The organism is Curtobacterium uvaldense (assembly GCF_028307415.1).
GTDB lineage: Bacteria > Actinomycetota > Actinomycetes > Actinomycetales > Microbacteriaceae > Curtobacterium.
Genome location: NZ_JAQMHU010000027.1, coordinates 24,227 through 41,838, shown reverse-complemented (window position 1 = coordinate 41,838; position 17,612 = coordinate 24,227). Strand labels below are relative to the sequence as shown.

16 protein-coding genes are annotated in these 17,612 nt (G+C 70.2%); 9 read left to right on the top strand and 7 right to left on the bottom strand.

All coding sequences use genetic code 11. From position 1 onward, the window contains the following. Positions 1-132: 132 nt before the first annotated feature. Positions 133-1,182, bottom strand: coding sequence for a LacI family DNA-binding transcriptional regulator (locus PIJ49_RS13840; RefSeq protein ID WP_066655657.1), 1,050 nt, complete (start codon positions 1,180-1,182; stop codon positions 133-135). Between the two features lie 181 nt (positions 1,183-1,363). Here PIJ49_RS13840 and chvE point away from each other — a divergent pair, with 181 nt between their 5' ends. The 3 genes from chvE (at position 1,364) to mmsB (ending at position 5,318) form a co-directional block, all read left to right on the top strand. Beyond that, the gene (chvE, locus tag PIJ49_RS13835; RefSeq protein WP_066655659.1) at positions 1,364-2,497 is read left to right on the top strand and encodes a multiple monosaccharide ABC transporter substrate-binding protein; all 1,134 of its coding nucleotides are present in this window, start codon (positions 1,364-1,366) and stop codon (positions 2,495-2,497) included. 102 nt (positions 2,498-2,599) lie between these two features. Beyond that, positions 2,600-4,150, top strand: coding sequence for a multiple monosaccharide ABC transporter ATP-binding protein (mmsA, locus tag PIJ49_RS13830; protein WP_066655660.1), 1,551 nt, complete (start codon positions 2,600-2,602; stop codon positions 4,148-4,150). Then, a complete protein-coding gene (gene mmsB, locus PIJ49_RS13825; RefSeq protein ID WP_066655663.1) occupies positions 4,137-5,318 on the top strand; it encodes a multiple monosaccharide ABC transporter permease in 1,182 nt (393 codons plus the stop codon). Before mmsA ends, mmsB begins: the two co-directional genes overlap by 14 nt. Positions 5,319-5,421: 103 nt before the next feature. Here mmsB and PIJ49_RS13820 read toward each other — a convergent pair whose 3' ends face one another. Then, positions 5,422-6,702 carry an alpha-amylase family glycosyl hydrolase gene (locus PIJ49_RS13820; RefSeq protein WP_271826863.1) on the bottom strand — a complete coding sequence of 427 codons (1,281 nt, stop codon included), beginning with the start codon at positions 6,700-6,702 and terminating at the stop codon, positions 5,422-5,424. Positions 6,703-6,826: 124 nt separating this feature from the next. Between PIJ49_RS13820 and PIJ49_RS13815 the strand changes: the two genes are divergently transcribed. The 3 genes from PIJ49_RS13815 (at position 6,827) to PIJ49_RS13805 (ending at position 8,662) form a co-directional block, all read left to right on the top strand. Beyond that, complete coding sequence (locus tag PIJ49_RS13815; RefSeq protein WP_066658549.1) at positions 6,827-7,225, top strand: DUF3253 domain-containing protein; 399 nt, start codon at positions 6,827-6,829, stop codon at positions 7,223-7,225. A gap of 35 nt (positions 7,226-7,260) precedes the next feature. Further along, positions 7,261-8,355, top strand: coding sequence for an SDR family oxidoreductase (locus PIJ49_RS13810; protein ID WP_271826862.1), 1,095 nt, complete (start codon positions 7,261-7,263; stop codon positions 8,353-8,355). Positions 8,356-8,485: 130 nt separating this feature from the next. After that, positions 8,486-8,662: a CsbD family protein gene (locus PIJ49_RS13805; RefSeq protein WP_126891475.1), complete on the top strand. Its 177-nt coding sequence runs from the start codon at positions 8,486-8,488 to the stop codon at positions 8,660-8,662. Positions 8,663-8,727: 65 nt separating this feature from the next. Here PIJ49_RS13805 and PIJ49_RS13800 read toward each other — a convergent pair whose 3' ends face one another. Continuing rightward, positions 8,728-9,801 carry a spore photoproduct lyase family protein gene (locus PIJ49_RS13800; RefSeq protein ID WP_271826861.1) on the bottom strand — a complete coding sequence of 358 codons (1,074 nt, stop codon included), beginning with the start codon at positions 9,799-9,801 and terminating at the stop codon, positions 8,728-8,730. 45 nt (positions 9,802-9,846) lie between these two features. On the opposite strand from PIJ49_RS13800, the gene PIJ49_RS13795 reads away from it, so the two are divergent. Next, entirely contained in the window at positions 9,847-10,149 is a 303-nt protein-coding gene (locus tag PIJ49_RS13795; RefSeq protein WP_271826860.1) for a biopolymer transporter Tol, read from the top strand. 9 nt (positions 10,150-10,158) lie between these two features. Here the strand turns inward: PIJ49_RS13795 and PIJ49_RS13790 are convergent, their stop codons facing one another. The 4 genes from PIJ49_RS13790 to PIJ49_RS13775 form a co-directional block, all read right to left on the bottom strand. Next, positions 10,159-11,985 (bottom strand): glycoside hydrolase family 35 protein, encoded by a 1,827-nt coding sequence (locus tag PIJ49_RS13790; RefSeq protein ID WP_271826859.1) that lies wholly within the window; start codon positions 11,983-11,985, stop codon positions 10,159-10,161. 75 nt (positions 11,986-12,060) lie between these two features. After that, entirely contained in the window at positions 12,061-13,392 is a 1,332-nt protein-coding gene (locus PIJ49_RS13785; RefSeq protein WP_251154530.1) for an ABC transporter substrate-binding protein, read from the bottom strand. 102 nt (positions 13,393-13,494) lie between these two features. Continuing rightward, entirely contained in the window at positions 13,495-14,478 is a 984-nt protein-coding gene (locus tag PIJ49_RS13780) for a carbohydrate ABC transporter permease (protein WP_066655680.1), read from the bottom strand. Beyond that, on the bottom strand, positions 14,475-15,410 hold the full coding sequence (locus PIJ49_RS13775) for a carbohydrate ABC transporter permease (protein WP_066655681.1): 936 nt from the start codon (positions 15,408-15,410) through the stop codon (positions 14,475-14,477). Before PIJ49_RS13775 ends, PIJ49_RS13780 begins: the two co-directional genes overlap by 4 nt. Before the next feature lie 188 nt (positions 15,411-15,598). On the opposite strand from PIJ49_RS13775, the gene PIJ49_RS13770 reads away from it, so the two are divergent. Both PIJ49_RS13770 and PIJ49_RS13765 read left to right on the top strand, forming a co-directional pair. Continuing rightward, positions 15,599-16,627 (top strand): LacI family DNA-binding transcriptional regulator, encoded by a 1,029-nt coding sequence (locus PIJ49_RS13770; RefSeq protein ID WP_271826858.1) that lies wholly within the window; start codon positions 15,599-15,601, stop codon positions 16,625-16,627. A gap of 63 nt (positions 16,628-16,690) precedes the next feature. Continuing rightward, a complete protein-coding gene (locus tag PIJ49_RS13765) occupies positions 16,691-17,548 on the top strand; it encodes a 3-hydroxyacyl-CoA dehydrogenase (RefSeq protein ID WP_271826857.1) in 858 nt (285 codons plus the stop codon). Positions 17,549-17,612 lie beyond the last annotated feature (64 nt).

The window sequence follows — 17,612 nt, the reverse complement described above, 5'->3', positions numbered from 1 at the left end:
CCCCCCCCCCCCCCCCCCCCCCCCCCCCCCCCCCCCCCCCCCCCCCCCCCGCCCCGCCCCGCCCCGCCCCGCCGCCCCCCCGGGACGACCGCTGGCGGCACGTCGTGCGACCGGGACGACCGGCGCCGCCGCTCAGGCGGAGCGCCGCACCACGAGCTCGGGCAGCAGCAGCGTCTCGTCGAGGGGCTCCCCCTCGACGACGGCCCGGACCGCCTCGAGCACCCGCTGCCCCATCGCCATGAAGTCCTGGCGCACGGTGGTGAGCGGCGGGGTGAAGTGCGCGGCCTCGGGGATGTCGTCGAACCCCACCACGGCGATGTCGTCCGGCACGCGGAGTCCCTCGTCGGCGAAGGCGTGCAGCACCCCGAGCGCCATCTGGTCGTTGCCGGCGAAGACCGCGTCGACCGCGTGCACGTCGATCGTCCGCGCCGCCGCGAAGCCGCTCGCCGGGGTCCAGTCGCCGTCGAGCACGACCGGTTCGAGTCCGGCGTCGCGCATGATCCGCCCGTAGGTCTCCCGGCGGACCTCGGACTCCTGGGACACCGCGGGTCCGGCGATGTGCACGACGCGGCGGTGCCCTCGGGCGAACAGGTGCTCCATCACGAGCGTGGTGCCCGCGGCCTGGTCGATCGCGACGGCGGCGACACTGCGTGCCGCCGGGGTCCGGACGGCGTCGCGCTGCACGGCGTTCGCGACGACGACCGGCACGGTGACCGGGATCGTCAGCGACGCGAGCGCGTCGAGCACGCGGTTGTCGGCAGCGACCAGCACGATCGCGGCGACGTCCTGCGCGAGCAGCGTGGTGAGCGCCCCGGACAGGTCCACGGGGCGCGGGTCGTCCGGCAGCGTCGAGAGCAGCACGTGGTACCCGGCCGACCGCGCGGCACGCTCGAAGCCGACCGCGGTGCTCGACGGTCCGTACAGCGCGTCGCCCGCGGTGATGATGCCGAGCGCGCGACTGCGTCCGCCGGCGAGGGCGCGGGCGGCGGCACGCGGCCGGTAGCCGAGCTCGGCGACGGCGTCGGTGACCTGCGACCGGTAGGCGTCGCGGACGGTCGGATCGCCGTTGATCACGCGGGAGACGGTCTGGTGGGAGACCCCGGCGCGCTCGGCGACGTCGAAGATCGTCGGGGCCTTCCGGCGTCTGCCGCCGGGACCCCCGAGCGCGGTCGTTGTCGTCACGTGGCCGAGCGTAGCGTCCGGTCCGCTCGGCGCAACAACATCTCGGAACGGTCACGACGAGTTGACACCCCGGTACGGAACCCTCAGTATGTGAGCGCTCACACGAGCACATCCCACGGGGCACAGCAGCCCCAGCACCCGAGCGCGTCGAGGACGACGCGAGAGGAACAGAGGTACTTCGATGATGAAGCGCAGGATCATCGCGGGGGTCGCGGCCCTCGGCATCGCGTTCTCCCTGGCAGCATGCTCGGCCGGCGGCCGTGCGTCCACCGAGGGCGGCGGCGACACCGCGGACGGCAACAAGGGCGCCCTCGTCGGCGTCGCGATGCCGACCAAGGTCTCCGAGCGGTGGATCAAGGACGGCAACGCCGTCAAGAGCGACCTCGAGAAGGCCGGCTACAAGGTCGACCTCGAGTACGGCGACAACAAGGTCCAGCAGCAGGCCCAGCAGGTCAGCAACATGATCACCAAGGGCGCGAAGGTCCTGATCATCGCGTCGATCGACGGTGGTGCACTCTCCGACCAGCTCGACGCCGCCGCCAAGGCCGGCATCAAGGTCATCTCGTACGACCGCCTGCTCACCGGCAACAAGAACGTCGACTACTACGTGTCGTTCGACAACTACAAGGTCGGCGTCGACCAGGCCACCTCGCTCCTCACGGGGCTCGGCGTGCTGGACGACAAGGGCGAGAAGACCGGCAAGAAGGGCCCCTTCAACATCGAGGTCTTCGCCGGCTCGCTCGACGACAACAACGCCGGGTTCTTCTTCAACGGCGCGATGGACACCCTCAAGCCGTACCTCGAGGACGGCACGCTGAAGATCGGCTCCGGCCAGGACCAGCTCTCGCAGGCCGCCACGCAGCAGTGGGACCCGGCGACCGCCAAGGCCCGCATGCAGAACCTCGTCGCGTCGACGTACTCCGGCGGCACGAAGCTCGACGGCGTGCTCTCGCCCTACGACGGCATGTCGATCGGCATCATCTCGGCCCTCCAGGGCGCCGGCTACGGCTCGGGTGACCGTCCGCTGCCGATCGTGACCGGCCAGGACGCCGAGGCCGCCTCGGTCAAGTCGATCATCGCGGGCCAGCAGTACTCCACCATCTACAAGGACACCCGCAAGCTCGCGAAGCAGTCCGTGACGATGGCCGAGGACCTGCTCTCCGGCAAGACCCCCGAGGTCAACGACACCAAGAGCTACGACAACAAGGTCAAGGTCGTCCCGACCTACCTGTTCCAGCCCACGGTGGTGACGAAGGCCAACTACAAGGAGGTCCTCGTCGACAGCGGGTACTACACCGAAGCCGACCTCAAGTAGGACGCAACCATCCACAGGACTGGAGGCGCGGTGCACCCCCGCACCGCGCCTCCAGTCCGTCTCCACCCGCGCCCAGGCGCGGACGACGGAAAGGCGGTCCACATGGCGGACACCATCCTCGAGATGCGGGACATCACCAAGACCTTCCCCGGTGTGAAGGCGCTCCAGGGCGTCTCGATCGAGGTCGAGCGCGGTCAGGTCCACGCGATCTGCGGCGAGAACGGCGCCGGCAAGTCGACCCTGATGAAGGTGCTGTCGGGCGTCTACCCGCACGGCTCCTTCGACGGCGAGATCCTGCTCGACGGCAAGCCGGTGCAGTTCGGTGACATCAACGGCTCCGAGAAGGCGGGCGTGGTGATCATCCACCAGGAGCTCGCCCTCAGCCCGTTCCTGTCGATCGCCGAGAACATCTTCCTCGGCAACGAGCGCGTCAAGGGCGGGCTCATCGACTGGAACCAGACGAACCTCGAGGCGGCGGCGCTGCTCAAGCGCGTCGGACTCAGGGACAACCCGGTCACCAAGGTCACGGACATCGGTGTCGGCAAGCAGCAGCTCGTCGAGATCGCGAAGGCGCTCTCGAAGGAGGTCCGGCTCCTCATCCTCGACGAGCCGACCGCCGCGCTGAACGACGACGACTCGGAGCACCTGCTCGAGCTCATCCGCTCACTGCAGGCCGAGGGCATGACGGCGATCATCATCAGCCACAAGCTCAACGAGATCAAGGCGATCGCGGACAAGGTCACGATCATCCGCGACGGCAAGACCATCGAGACGCTCGACATGCACGCCGACGACGTCTCCGAGGACCGGATCATCCGCGGCATGGTCGGTCGCGACCTGTCCAGCCGCTACCCGGAGCGCGAGCCGAAGATCGGCGAGGAGCTCCTGCGCATCGAGGACTGGACCGTCCACCACCCGCTCGACGGCTCCCGCGAGATCATCCACCAGGTGAACCTGAACGTCCGCGCGGGCGAGGTCGTCGGCATCGCCGGCCTCATGGGCGCCGGCCGCACCGAGCTCGCGATGAGCGTCTTCGGGCACTCGTACGGCACCGGCATCTCCGGCACCGTCTACAAGCGCGGGGTGCCGATCAAGACGAACACGGTGACCCGGGCGATCGACAACGGCATCGCCTACGCCACCGAGGACCGCAAGCGGTACGGCCTCAACCTCATCGACGACATCAAGCGGAACATCTCCGGCTCGGCACTGGGCAAGCTCGCCGACTGGGGTTTCGTGAACGCCTCGAAGGAGACCACCGTCGCCGGCGGCTTCCTGAAGAGCATGAACATCAAGGCGCCGAACGTCGACGCCGTGACGGGCAAGCTCTCCGGCGGCAACCAGCAGAAGGTCGTCCTGTCGAAGTGGATGTACGCCGACCCGGACGTGCTCATCCTCGACGAACCGACCCGCGGCATCGACGTCGGCGCGAAGTACGAGATCTACACGCTCATCAACGACCTGGCCGACCAGGGCAAGGGCGTCATCGTGATCTCGTCCGAGCTGCCCGAGCTGCTCGGGATCTGCGACCGCATCTACACACTCTCCGAGGGCACGATCACCGCTGACGTGCCCCGCTCCGAGGCCACGCCAGAGGTCCTCATGCAGTACATGACCCAGGAACGGGAGACCCCAGTCAATGAACGCGCTTAAGTCCGCCGCCGGCTACCTCACCGGGCAGCTCCGACAGATCGGCCTGTTCATCGCGCTGATCGTCATCGTCATCTTCTTCCAGGTGGCGACGAACGGCATCACGCTGGCCCCGATCAACGTCTCGAACATCATCGTCCAGAACAGCTACATCCTGATCCTGGCGATCGGCATGGTGATGGTGATCATCGCCGGCCACATCGACCTGTCCGTCGGGTCGGTCGTCGCCTTCAGCGGTGCGATGGCGGGCGTCATGATCACCCAGTGGGGCCTCCCCTGGCCGGTCGCGGCGCTCCTCTGCCTGGTCGTCGGCGCCCTCGTCGGTGCCTGGCAGGGCTTCTGGATCGCGTACTTCGGCATCCCGGCGTTCATCGTGACGCTCGCCGGCATGCTCGCGTTCCGTGGCGCCACCCAGATCGTGCTGCAGAACCAGCAGATCTCGCCGTTCCCGGAGGGCTTCCGCTCGCTCGGCTCCGGCTTCCTGCCGTCGTTCGGCACCACGGGCTACGAGCCGCTCACGATGATCCTCGGCATCGCGGCCGCCGCCGTCATGGTGATCTCGGCCTTCCGGGGCCGCATCACGCGTCGCAAGTACCAGCTCGAGAGCGAGCCGTTCGCCTGGTTCATCGTGAAGACGGCCTTCGGCGCCGCGCTCGTGATCTACGTGGCGCTGCTCCTCGCCAGCTACAACGGCACCCCGATCGTGCTCGTCGTCCTCGGTCTGCTCGTGGTCGTCTACTCGGTCGTCATGCGCAGCTCGGTGTTCGGTCGCCACGTGTACGCGATCGGTGGCAACGCCCTCGCCGCGCAGCTGTCCGGCGTCAAGACGAAGCGCGTCACGTTCCTGCTCTTCGTGAACATGGGCGTCATCGCGGCCCTGGCGGGCGTGGTCTTCACGGGCCAGCTCAACCTGGCCGCCCCGGGTGCCGGCAACGGCTTCGAGCTCGACGCCATCGCGGCCGTGTTCATCGGTGGCGCCGCCGTCACCGGCGGCATCGGCACGGTGCCGGGTGCGATCGTCGGTGGTCTCATCATCGGCATCCTGAACAACGGCATGTCGATCCTCGGTGTCGGCACCGAGTTCCAGTCGCTCATCAAGGGCCTGGTACTGCTCGCCGCCGTCGCGTTCGACGTGTTCAACAAGCGCCGGGCGGCGTCCGCGCGCAAGTAGCGGTCGATCCCCCTTCGCCGAGGCTCGGGTCGGCGGACAGTTCCGTGGTCGTGGGACCGCGGAACCGTCCGCCGGCCCGAGTCTCGTTCTGTACGCGGAAGCGTCAGGCGGTGAGGACGGCCCAGGCGGCGGCCGGGAGGCGCAGGGTGCCGTCCCGCAGGTCGCCACCGCCCGCCTCGACCCGTGTCGCGTCGGCCGCGGGCACCTCCACCGGCTCGTCGGCCAGGTTCAGGGCGGTCACCACCGCGGCGTCGGCCGTCGCGGTGCGCAGGACCACGGCCGTGTTGGTCAGGTGGACGACGTCGGTGTGCGCCCGGTGCAGCCAGGGGTTCCGCCGACGCAGGGCGACGAGGGCCTCGTGCGCGTGGGTCAGGTCGTCCGGCTCGGGCGGCGTCGCGGGCAGCTCCGGACGGACGGCGTCGTCGCCACCCTCGCGTTCCTCCTTGACCCCGGTCCAGCCGTACTCGTCCCCCGCGTAGACCACGGGGGTGCCGGCCACGGTGAACAGCACCGCGGCGGCGTGCCCGGCGAACCGCTCCCCCACCGCGCTCGCGATCCGCGTCACGTCGTGGTTGCCGACGAACGTGGTGGGGACGAACGTCGCGAGCAGGGCATCGTGCCGCTCCACGGCGTGTGCCAGCTCGAAGCAGTTCCGGTCGGCGATCCCGTGCCAGACCGCCTGCCACAGCTCGTACTGCGTGGTGGAGTCCATCGTCGACGCCGCGACGATCGCAGCTGCGTCACCGTGGATGACCTCGCCGCTGAACCAGGCGGCGGGGTACTGCTCGCGCACCCGCGGCAGCACCCGTGCCCAGAACGACGGCGGCACGGCGTACGCGGCGTCGAGCCGCCAACCGTCGACCCCGCGGGCGAGCCAGTAGGTCATCACCTCGACCACCAGGTCCTCGGCGGCGCGGCCCTCGTGGTCGAGCGCGACGAGGATGTCGTGCCCCTCGAAGTCGCGGACCGGCACGGGGTCCCCTGCCTGCCAACCGGACCGTTCGACCGCGAAGAGCTCCGCGGTCGGGGCGTCCGGGCCCTGTTCCTCGAGCGCACGGAAGGCGGGGTGCTCGCGCCCGACGTGGTTGAACACGCCGTCGAGCACGACCCGGACACCGCGCTCGTGGGCGGCCCCGACCAGCGCGACGAGGTCGGCCTCGTCGCCGAGTCGGGGGTCGACCCGGAAGTGGTCGACGGTGTCGTACCCGTGCGTCGAGCTCGCGAAGACCGGCCCGAGCAGCAGGCCGTTCAGCCCGAGGGCGACGACGTGGTCGAGCCAGGGCACGAGCCGCTGGAGCCGGTGCTCGACCGGTCGGTCGTCGACGGGTGTCGTCGGACGGACCTCGGCGCCGACCGCGCCGAGCGGGTAGACGTGCCACCACATCGCGTGCTCGACCCAGGCGGGTCCGTGCGGGCGGGGGTCGTTCGGTTCGGGCTCCACCGGTCCGATCGTGCCAGCCGAGCCTGTGCTGTGGGTCGTGTCGGACCGCAGGACCAGGATGGTGCGCATGGGACGAGCGATCAGGACCGCTGCGGACGCCTCGGCATCGCAGGAGGCGCACGCGGAACGGACCTGCGCGTCGTGCGGTCGGCGGATGCCGTCGTCCGCCTCCCCCGACGCGAAGTGGTGCTCGGCTGCGTGCCGGAAGCACGGCGTCGACGCCACCGACCGTGCCCTGGAGCAGCGGATCGACGAGCTGCTCGCCGCCCGTGCACGGACGTCGAGCATCTGCCCGTCCGAGGTCGCGCGGTCCCTCGAGCCCGACGACTGGCGACCCCTGATGGAGCCCGCTCGACGGGCAGCACGCCGCATGGTCGCGCGGGGTGAGGTCGAGATCACCCAGCACGGCAGCGTGGTCGACCCGTCCACGGCGAAGGGTCCGATCCGGATCCGACGCCCCCGGTAGGGAACACCTGTCGTCGGCGCGCGTTGCACCCGACGATGACGACCACCACAGAACCGACCCCCGCCCGCCCCGAAGCCCTCGTCGTGGGTGCCAGCGGCATCACCGGCTCCGCCCTCGTCGACCACCTGCTCGGTCTCGGGTGGGACGTGACCGCACTCTCCCGCCGCCCGCTCGCGCGCGACGGTGTCCGGACCGTCGCCGCCGACCTCCGCGACCCGGACTCGCTGACGGCAGCCCTCGCCGACGAGCGGCCCACGCACGTGTTCTTCACCGCGTGGCAGCGCCAGGAGACCGAGGCCGAGAACATCCGAGTGAACGGTGGCATGGTCCGCGACCTGCTCGCCGCGCTGTCCCACGCGCCGCTCGCCCACGTCGCCCTGGTGACCGGGCTGAAGCACTACCTCGGCCCGTTCGAGGCGTACGCGGCGGGCGAGATGCCGGACACGCCCTTCCACGAGGAGGAGCCGCGGCTCGACACCCCGAACTTCTACTACGCGCAGGAGGACGAGCTCTTCGCCGCAGCCGAGCGCCAGGGGTTCACGTGGTCGGTGCACCGCTCGCACACCGTCATCGGGTACGCCGTCGGCAACGCCATGAACATGGGCCTGACCATCGCCGTGCAGGCCACCCTCGCGAAGGAGCTCGGCCTGGACTTCGTGTTCCCGGGCAGCGAGGCGCAGTGGAACGGGCTGACCGACATGACCGACGCCGGCATCCTCGCCGAGCACATGGTCTGGGCAGCCACCAGCCCCGAGGGTGCGGACGAGCCGTTCAACGTCGTGAACGGTGACGTGTTCCGGTGGCGGTGGATGTGGCCGCGTCTCGCCGCACACCTCGGCGTCGACCCGGATCGGGTCGTCGGCTACCAGGACCGTCCTCGACCGCTCGAGGAACAGATGGCTCCGCACGAGGGTGCATGGGCCGGCATCGCCGAGCGGTACGGACTGGTCGAGTCGGACATCACCCGGCTGGCCTCGTGGTGGCACACCGACGCCGACCTCGGCCGGGCGATGGAGGCCGTGACCGACATGGGCAAGAGCCGCGAGGCGGGCTTCACCGCCTTCCGCCGGACCGAGCGGGCCTTCACCGACCTGTTCGACCGCTACCGCGCCGAGCGGCTCGTCCCGTAGGCGTACCCCGGCCGACCCGGTCGGGGTACACGAACCTCCGACCGGGCCGCGAGTCGGCGCCGACGCCCTGGTTGTCTCGGTTCCACAGACGCCGGGAGCCCTCGGCGGTTCCCGGAGGAAGGAAGACAACATGTCGCTCGGAGACAAGGCCAAGGACGTCACCCAGAAGGTCGCCGGCAAGGTCGAGGAGGCCGTCGGCAAGAAGACCGACGACGCCGAGCTCACGCACCAGGGCCAGAAGGACCAGGTCATGGGAGAGGGTCGCCTCGACAAGGAGAAGGCCAAGGACGCGTTCGACGGCAAGTGAGCCTCGCGCTCTGACGCCCGTACCGCTCGAGCGGTGCGGGCGTTCGTCGTTCCGGGGCGAGGTGCCTAGAAGGCGTACCGGATGCGGCAGGACGGCAGGTGTTCCGCCACCAGCTCACGGAAACGCTGGACGAGCTGCCCCTTCATGCCTGACCGGTAGCGCACGTTGACCGCACCGTTCTGCGACACCTTCTGCTCCTGCAGGTCGGGACGCCAGAGCAGGTCCTCGGCCTTCGGGTGCCACCCGAGGTTGACCTCGTGCAGGGGCTGGTTGTGCGTCAGGAAGATCACCTCGGCCGCGAGCTGCGCCTTGGCCGAGGGAGACAGCACGTCGTCGACCTGGCGCAGCAGCTCGGCCCAGTCCGACTCCCACGTCGGCGTCAGGATCACGGGCGAGAAGTTGAGGTGCACCTCGTACCCGGCGTCCACGAAGTCGTTGACCGCGGCGATCCGCTCGGCGATCGGGCTCGTGCGGATGTCGGTGACCTTCGCGGTCTCGTGCGGCATGAGCGAGAACCGGATGCGCGTGCGGCCCATCGGGTCCCAGTCGAGCAGCTCGCGGTTGACGTACTTCGTCGCGAAGGACGCCTTCGCGGTGGGCGTCATCCGGAAGAGGTCGCAGAGGTCGCGCACGTTGTCGCTGATCAGCGCGTCGACCGAGCAGTCGCTGTTCTCGCCGATGTCGTAGACCCACGCGTCCGGGTCGCACTGGTTCGGCTCGGTCTTCGGCCCCTGCTTCGCGATGTTGCGCGCCACGTGCTTCGTGATCTGCTCGATGTTCGCGAACACCGTCACCGGGTTCGAGTACCCCTTGCGCCGCGGCACGTAGCAGTAGGCGCACGCCATCGCGCACCCGTTCGCCGTCGACGGGGCGATGAAGTCGGCGGAGCGCCCGTTCGGCCGGGTGACGAGCGACTTCTTCACGCCGAGCACGAGCGCCTCGGTCTTGATCCGCACCCAGCGCTGCACGTTGCGCTCGTCGCCGTGGACCTCGGGGATGTTCCAGTGCGAGGCGACCGGCACGATCTCGGCGTCCGGCCAGCGCCCGAGGACCTCCTGCCCGCGCGGGAGCTCGAGGGCAGCATCCTCGGCGTAGATCCGCTTGACGTCGAGCATGGGTCGCACGCGTGGTTCCGTCATCGACACCTGTCTACCGCCGACCACCGACGGTGCAGACTCGGGAGCATGACCGCCGAGCCCGACGACCACTTCTTCGTCGTCGACGGCCGCCGGTGGCGTCGCACCGACCCCGCGTTGCCCGAGGAGGTCGCCGCGGCACTGCGCTCGCACCTCGGCCGCGGGCGCAATGCCGTGCGGCAGGCGAAGCGCGCCGGCGACGAGGACGCCCTCGCCGCAGCCCGGCAGCGGAACGGCCTGGCGAAGCACGGGCTCGGCGAGCGCGGCCCCGAGTGGTGGACGCGACCCGAAGCCGACCGGATCGCCGACGCCGAGCGCGCCCTGGCCGACCTCGAGGCCCTCGACGCCTGACCCTGCCCGCTACGCCTCGGTGTGTCCCAGGTCGGGCTCGAGCAGCATGCAGACCGTGCGGGACGCCGAGGCGTGCAGCTCGAACACGACGACCTCGTTCCGACCGGCACGGAGCACCGGCCCCGGCACGGCCAGCGTCTGCTGCGGCCCGCGCGACCAGTACCGCCCGAGGCAGAACCCGTTCACCCAAGCGACACCCTTGCGGAAGCCGTCGAGCGACAGGTAGCGGTCCTCGGTGGACGTCAGGTCGAACGACCCGGCGGCGAGCACGGGCCCGGCCAGCACGTCACCGTCGGTGGGTACCAGCGCCGCGAGCTGGTCGACGGCCGCCGGTGCGATCGGGTCGAGCGCGAGCGGTGACGCCGACCACCGGGCGAGCGGCACACCGTCGACGGCCACGCCGCCGATCAGGCCCTTCGGCTCGCCGATGCGGGGGCCGTAGTCGACGCGCCCCTGGTCCTCGACGAGGAGCTCGAGCGTACCGGTGACCGGCGGGAGCGCGATCGCCCGGTCGTGGTGCTCGCGCTCGAGGACGCCGACGACGACCCCGTCCACCGAGACGACCGCACGGTCGCGGACCTCGGTGCCGACGGTCAGGACGCCGCCGTCGGGCAGGTCGACCTCGGTGCGGTACAGCACGAAGCCGCTCGCGGCGCCGAGGGCGTCGAAGGTCGGCGGCTCGTCGTGCGTCGACCAGTCGGTGAGCGTGGGCAGCAGGGAGCGGAGCGACGCGACGCGGTCCAGGCGGACCGCGAGGTCCGTGGCGGGGGTGACCCGCGCCTCCCGGCCGCTCGAACGATCATACGATTCAAGGCGGCCCGACCCACCCTCCCGCATCGACTCGGGCAGCGGCGGGACGGGTGCGTAGCGCTCGATGACCGCGCGGAACGCGTGGAACTTCGCCGTCGGGCGACCGGCCTCGTCGAGCGGAGCGTCGTAGTCGTACGACGTCGCGATCGGCCGGTACACGCCCTTGTCGTTCGCGCCGTTGGTGAAGCCGAAGTTCGAGCCGCCGTGGAACATGTAGATGTTGACGGAGCCGCCGGCGGCGAGCAGGTCGTCGAGGTCCGCCGCCGACGCGGACGCCGGGGTGGTGTGGTGGTGCTCGCCCCAGCTGTCGAACCAGCCGTCCCAGAACTCGGAGCACATGAGCGGGCCGGTCGGCTGCGCCTGGCGGAGGCGCGCGAGACGCTCCGTGGAGCGGGACCCGAACGAGCCGGTCTTGTGCAGCGAGGGCAGCGAGCCGTCCTCGAGCATCGAGTCCATCGGCTGGTCGACGCTCGTGAACGGGACGGTCAGACCGATGGCCCGGTGCATCTCCTCGAGCGCCCGCAGGTAGGACGCGTCCGAGCCGTAGGCGCCGTACTCGTTCTCGACCTGCACGAGCACGATCGGGCCGCCCTGGTCGATCTGGCGCGGGACGAGCACCGGCGCGAGGTGCTCGAGGTACTCCCGCACGGCGGCGAGGAAGCCCGGCTCGTTCCGGCGGACGCCGACGGTGCCGTCGGCGAAGAGCCAGTAGGGCAGGCCGCCGTTCGACCACTCGGCGCAGATGTAGGGCCCGGGGCGGACGATGGCGTGCATGCCCTCGGCGGCGACCAGGTCGAGGAACCGGCCCAGGTCGAGGCCGCCGGTCAGGTCGAACACACCGGGACGCGGCGCGTGGGCGTTCCAGGCGACGTAGGTCTCGATGGTGTTGAGGCCCATCAGCTTCGCCTTGCGGATCCGGTCCTGCCAGAGGTCCGGGTGCACGCGGAAGTAGTGGATCGCGCCGGACAGGACCCGGTGCGGCTCGCCGTCGAGCAGGAAGTCTAAGTCGCCGATGGCGAAGCGCATGGTGTGTCTCTCTCGTACGACGGGGCCGTGCGGACGTGGTGTCCGCACGGCCCCGGGGTGTGGGGAACGCGGGTGTTACTTGCTCTCGACCGTGAAGCCCTGGTCCTTGCCGTACTTCACGAGCGCCTTCTGCCAGGCCTCCAGACCGCCCTCGAGCGAGGTGCCGTTCTGGTAGGACTGCCCGACGGTGTCGGCGTAGACGCTGTTCGCGTAGACCTGGTACGGCAGGTAGGTGAAGTCGTTCGCCGAGGACTTCGAGGCGTCGACGAGGACCTTGTTGATCTCCTGGCCACCGAAGTACTCCGGCTTCTCGTCCAGGAACGAGCTCGAGTTCAGGTCAGCGGTCGTCGACGGGAAGCCGCCGGACTGCATGAAGACCTTCGTGGACTCCTCCGACGAGTTCAGCCACTTCAGGAAGCCGGCGGCGAGGGCCGGGTTCTTCGACTGCTTCATGACGACCTGCGAGCTGCCGCCGTTGCTGGCGGTCTGGGCCTGGCCGCCGTCGTAGGTCGGCATCGGGGCGACGCGCCAGTCACCCTTTGCGTCCGGCACGCTGGCCATCAGGTTGCCGGGCATCCAGGCGCCGGTCACCATCGTGGCGATCTGGCCGTTGCCGAGCTGCTTGTACCAGTCGTCGGTCCAGCCGGTGGTCTTCGACAGCAGGCCCTGCTCGACGAGCTGGTCCCAGGTCTTCGCCCACTTCTGCGTGCCGGCGTCGTGCAGGTCGATGGTGATCTTGTCGCCGTCGGTCGTGAACGGGGTGCCACCGGCCTGGGCGATCATGCTCGTGGTGAAGCCGGCGTCGCCGGAGTCCGCCGCGATGTACTTCGACGAGTCCGCCTCGTGCAGCTTCTTGCCCGCGGCGATGTACTCGTCCCACGTCTTCGGCACCTCGATGCCGTACTCGTCGAAGACCTTCTTGTTGTAGAACAGCGCCATGGGGCCGGAGTCCTGGGGCAGGCCGTAGACCTTGCCGTCCATGGCGACGTTGCTCCAGGTGCCCTTCGAGAACTTGCTCTCGAGGTCGCCGAAGCCGTACGACGACAGGTCGACGAGCGAGTCGGACAGGGCGAACTGCGGCAGCGCGTAGTACTCGACCTGCGCGACGTCGGGAGCACCCGAGCCGGCCTTGATCGTGTTCTGCAGCTTGGTGTACTGGTCGGCACCGGTGCCGGCGTTGACCAGCTTGACCTTGACCTTCGGGTACTGCTTCTCGAACGCGGCGACCTGGTCCTTGGCCGAGGGGGTCCAGGACCAGTAGGTCAGCGTGCCGCCGTCCTTGAGGGCCTTGTCGATGTCGTCCGCCGAGCCGCCGGCGGAGCTGCCGGAGGCGCAGGCGGTCATCGCGATGGCGGCGGTGACGCCGATGGCGAGGGCGCTGAGCCCGCGCCGGAGACGCTTGTTCATGGGTTGCCTTCCACTTCTTCGTGATCTGGGGCTGGGGTGGTGCTGCTGTGTCCCGGTCGGGAGGCGCGTGGCGGGCTGCCGGCGCGCCTCCCGTCCGGTGGGTCAGGCCTTGACGGACCCGGCCGCGAGGCCGGACTGCCAGAAGCGCTGGAGGAAGAGGAACGCGACCACGATCGGGATGATCGTGAGGAGCGATCCGGTGACGACGAGGTTGTAGATCGGCTGCGCGCCGGAGCCGGTGGCCTGGGCGTTCCACTGGTTGAGGCCGACCGTGAGCGGGTACCACTTCGGGTCGCTCAGCATGATGAGCGGCAGGAAGTAGTTGTTCCAGGTGGCGACGACCGCGAAGAGCAGGACCGTGACGACACCGGGCGTGAGGAGCTTCAGCGCGATGGTGAAGAAGATCCGGAACTCGCCGGCGCCGTCCATGCGGGCGGCCTCGATGAGCTCGGTCGGGATCGCGTCGATCGCGTAGGTCCAGATGAGGTACATGCCGAACGGGCTGATGAGCGACGGCAGGATGATCGCCCAGGGGGTGTTCGTCAGGCCGAACTGCGAGAAGAGCAGGAAGGTCGGGACGGCGAGGGCGGTGCCCGGGACGGCGATCGCCCCGAGGACGACGGCGAAGACCGCGCGACGGCCGGGGAACTGGAACTTCGCCATGCCGTAGCCGGCGACCGTGGCGAGCAGGGTCGCGCCACCGGCACCGACGACCACGTACAGCAGCGTGTTGCCGAGCCACTGCAGGAAGATGCCGTCGTTGTAGGTCAGGGTGTCGACGATGTTCTGCCAGAGGTTGAAGTCGCCGCCGAACCACAGGCCGAACGTCGACAGCAGGGACGCCTGGGTCTTGGTGCTGTTCACCAGCAGGTAGAACAGCGGTGCGAACGAGTAGACGACGAAGACGACCATCACGGCGGTCAGGAGACCGGAGCGCTTCACCTTGCGTCCGTCGACCGGCTTGCCGGCGCGGCGCGACCGGGAGGCGCGGGTCGCCCGGTCCCCCGGGTCGCGCTGGGTGGTGGTCGCCTCGGTGACCGTGGCCGGGCTGGTCGCGCCGGCGGCGGGCTGCTGCAGGGTGCTCATCGGTTCTCCTGGCGGGTTCCGCGGACCTGGACGACGTAGGCGATCACGGCGGTGATGACACCCATGACGATGGCGACGGTGGCGGAGTAGTTGAACTGCTGGCCGCTGAAGGACAGCGAGTAGGCGTACATGTTCGGGGTGAAGGCGCTGCCGATGACGTTCGGCGCGAGCGTCTTCAGCAGGTTCGGCTCGTTGAAGAGCTGGAAGCTGCCGATGATCGAGAAGATCGTCGCGATGACCATCGGGCCGCGAAGGGCGGGCAGCTTGATCGAGAAGACGGTGCGCAGCGGGCCGGCGCCGTCGAGCTCGGCAGCCTCGTAGAGCTCACCGGGCACGACGCGCAGGGCGGCGTAGAAGATCAGCATGTTGTAGCCGAGGAACTCCCACGTGACCACGTTGCCGATCGACGTGAGGACCCAGGTCGGGCTGAACGGCTGGAGCAGGTCGATGCCGAGCGCGCTGTTCGCGGCGCCCGTGAGGCCGAACTGGTTGCCGTAGATGAAGCCCCAGATGAGGGCGGCGACCACGCCGGGCACGGCGTACGGCAGGAACACGGCGATGCGGAAGAACCCGGTGCCCCAGAGCCGTGCGCTGTCGAGCGCGAGGGCCGCCACGAGCGCGAGGCCGAGCATGATCGGGACCTGCACGACCAGGAAGAGTGCCACGCGACCGAGGCCCTCCCAGAACTGGGCGTCCTGGAACAGCTGCACGTAGTTGGCGAACCACACGAACTGGTTGCCGCCGATGAGCTGGTCGCGGAACAGGCTGAGCCAGAGCGCGTAGCCGATCGGCACGATGAGCATCGCCACGAGGACGACGACGAAGGGGCCGACGAACAGCCAGCCGGTGTACCGCCCCCGGACCTTCGGGCGGCGAGCGGTCGGCCGCGCCGGCGGTGCCGCCTCGGCCGGGCGCGCTGCGAGCGTGCTCATGTGACTCCCTTGTCTGCTGCGTTCGGGTTCCGGACCGGACACCTGACGGCGCCCACGGGTCGTGCCCTGCCTGCGCTGGCACGGATCCGGAGGACGTCGATGTTGACGTCAACATCGAACGACGTCACCGTAGCATGGCAACGTCAACATGCACTAGCGTTCGGGGAAGTCGAACGGAGGGAACAGCGTTGTCGACCGATCTGACCGCACCGCGCCGTGCGCCGTCGCTGGCCGCCGTGGCCGACGCCGCCGGCGTCTCGATGCAGACCGTGTCGCGCGTCGCCCGTGGCTTCGACAACGTCAGCCCGGACACCCGGGACCGGGTCCAGCGCGCCATGGACGACCTCGGCTACCGGCCGAACCGTGCGGCGCGTGCGCTGCGGTCCGGGCGCTTCCGGACCATCGGCGTGATCATGTTCACGCTCGCGTCGTTCGGCAACATGCGCACGCTCGAGGCCATCTCGGCCGCTGCGGCCGCCGCAGACTTCACCATCACCCTGCTGCCCATGGCGTCGCGCACCGGCGAGGGCGTCCGCACCGCGCTCTCCCGGCTGCACGAGCAGGCGGTCGACGGCGTCGTGATCGTCATCGAGTCGCACATCATCGACACCGCCGAGGTCGTGCTGCCGAGCGGTGTCCCGCTCGTGGTCGTCGACTCCGCGGGCACGACCGACCGGCCCTCCATCGACATCGACCAGGCCGAGGGCGCACGGCTCGCCACGCAGCACCTGCTCGACCTCGGGCACGAGACCGTCTGGCACGTCGCCGGACCCACCGCCTCGTACTCCGCGGAACGCCGCCTCGTCGCGTGGCGCGAGACGCTCGAGCACGCGGGCCGCAGGGTCCCCCGGGTCCTCCCCGCAGGGTGGTCGACGGCCGACGGGCACCGCGCCGGGCAGGAGATCGCTGCGCGGCCCGAGATCACCGCCGTCTTCGCGGTGAACGACCAGACCGCGCTCGGGGTCCTCCGGGCGGCGCACGAGGCCGGTCGGTCGGTGCCGGAGAGCCTCAGCGTGGTCGGCTTCGACGACTTCCCCGAGTCGGAGTCGTTCTGGCCGCCGTTGACCACCGTGCACCAGTCCTTCGACGAGGTCGGGCGGCGGGCGGTCGCGACGCTGCTGGCGCAGATCGAGGGCACCCCCGTCCGCACGTCGACCGACCTCGTGCCGGTGCGCCTGGTCGAACGGGCGAGCACGGCACCGCCGCCGCGGACCTAGGCGCCCGCGTCGGGTCAGGCGCGCGCCCGCGCACTCCCACGGGTCGGGAGCACACTGGGCAGCATGACCACCTTCAGCTCCGTCACCGTGCTCGGCGCCGGCGTCCTCGGCACCCAGATCGCCCTCCAGACCGCCCGACACGCCATCCCCGTCGTCGTGTACGACATCAGCGAGGACGCGGTCGCCGCCGGTCGTGAGCGACTCGCGGGCATCGTCGAGCAGTACCTCGGCGACGTCGGGCAGGACGCCCGACCGGACGCCGACGCCGCCGTCGCGCGGATCACCTTCGACACCGACCTCGCCCGGGCCGTCGGTGGGGCCGAGCTCGTCGTCGAGGCGGTCCCCGAGCGACTCGAGACCAAGCGCGAGGTCTACGGCCGGCTCGCCGAGGTGGCGCCGGCGGAGACCGTCTTCGCGACGAACTCGTCGACCCTGCTGCCGAGCGCGATCGCGGACGCGACCGGCCGCCCTGACCGCTTCCTCGCGCTGCACTTCGCCAACCACGTCTGGCGGCAGAACACCGCCGAGGTGATGGGGACCGAGCAGACCGACCCCGAGGTGTTCGAGCGCGTCGCGACGTTCGCCGAGGAGATCGGCATGGTCCCGATCCGCCTGCACAAGGAGCAGCCGGGCTACGTGCTCAACTCCCTGCTCGTGCCGCTCCTCGACGCCGCCGCGGGCCTGGTGCTCCGCGGGGTGGCCGACCCCGCCACGATCGACACCACGTGGCAGATCGGGACCGGCAGCCCGGTCGGGCCGTTCCGCATGTACGACGTCATCGGGCTCCGCACCGCGCACGCGGTCGCGAGCGCATCCCCCGAGCCCGGCGCGCAGGCCTGGGCGGCGTACCTGCAGTCGGAGTACCTCGACCAGGGCAAGTACGGCGTCGAGTCGGGTGAGGGGTTCTACCGCTACCGCTGACGCGAGCAGACCTGACGCCAGCAGGCCCGACGCGAGCAGGCCTGCCGTTGCGCACGCCGGACGT

Bases quoted from the DNA above. Each gene is read 5' to 3' on its own strand.
- chvE (WP_066655659.1), top strand. From the start codon at position 1,364: ATGATGAAGCGCAGGATCATCGCGGGGGTCGCGGCCCTCGGCATCGCG.
- mmsA (WP_066655660.1), top strand. From the start codon at position 2,600: ATGGCGGACACCATCCTCGAGATGCGGGACATCACCAAGACCTTCCCC.
- mmsB (WP_066655663.1), top strand. From the start codon at position 4,137: ATGAACGCGCTTAAGTCCGCCGCCGGCTACCTCACCGGGCAGCTCCGA.
- PIJ49_RS13820 (WP_271826863.1), bottom strand. From the start codon at position 6,702: ATGTGGTGGCACGTCTACCCGCTCGGCGCGGTCGGCGCCGAGGTCCGT.
- PIJ49_RS13815 (WP_066658549.1), top strand. From the start codon at position 6,827: ATGGGACGAGCGATCAGGACCGCTGCGGACGCCTCGGCATCGCAGGAG.
- PIJ49_RS13810 (WP_271826862.1), top strand. From the start codon at position 7,261: ATGACGACCACCACAGAACCGACCCCCGCCCGCCCCGAAGCCCTCGTC.
- PIJ49_RS13805 (WP_126891475.1), top strand. From the start codon at position 8,486: ATGTCGCTCGGAGACAAGGCCAAGGACGTCACCCAGAAGGTCGCCGGC.
- PIJ49_RS13800 (WP_271826861.1), bottom strand. From the start codon at position 9,801: ATGACGGAACCACGCGTGCGACCCATGCTCGACGTCAAGCGGATCTAC.
- PIJ49_RS13795 (WP_271826860.1), top strand. From the start codon at position 9,847: ATGACCGCCGAGCCCGACGACCACTTCTTCGTCGTCGACGGCCGCCGG.
- PIJ49_RS13790 (WP_271826859.1), bottom strand. From the start codon at position 11,985: ATGCGCTTCGCCATCGGCGACTTAGACTTCCTGCTCGACGGCGAGCCG.
- PIJ49_RS13785 (WP_251154530.1), bottom strand. From the start codon at position 13,392: ATGAACAAGCGTCTCCGGCGCGGGCTCAGCGCCCTCGCCATCGGCGTC.
- PIJ49_RS13780 (WP_066655680.1), bottom strand. From the start codon at position 14,478: ATGAGCACCCTGCAGCAGCCCGCCGCCGGCGCGACCAGCCCGGCCACG.
- PIJ49_RS13775 (WP_066655681.1), bottom strand. From the start codon at position 15,410: ATGAGCACGCTCGCAGCGCGCCCGGCCGAGGCGGCACCGCCGGCGCGG.
- PIJ49_RS13765 (WP_271826857.1), top strand. From the start codon at position 16,691: ATGACCACCTTCAGCTCCGTCACCGTGCTCGGCGCCGGCGTCCTCGGC.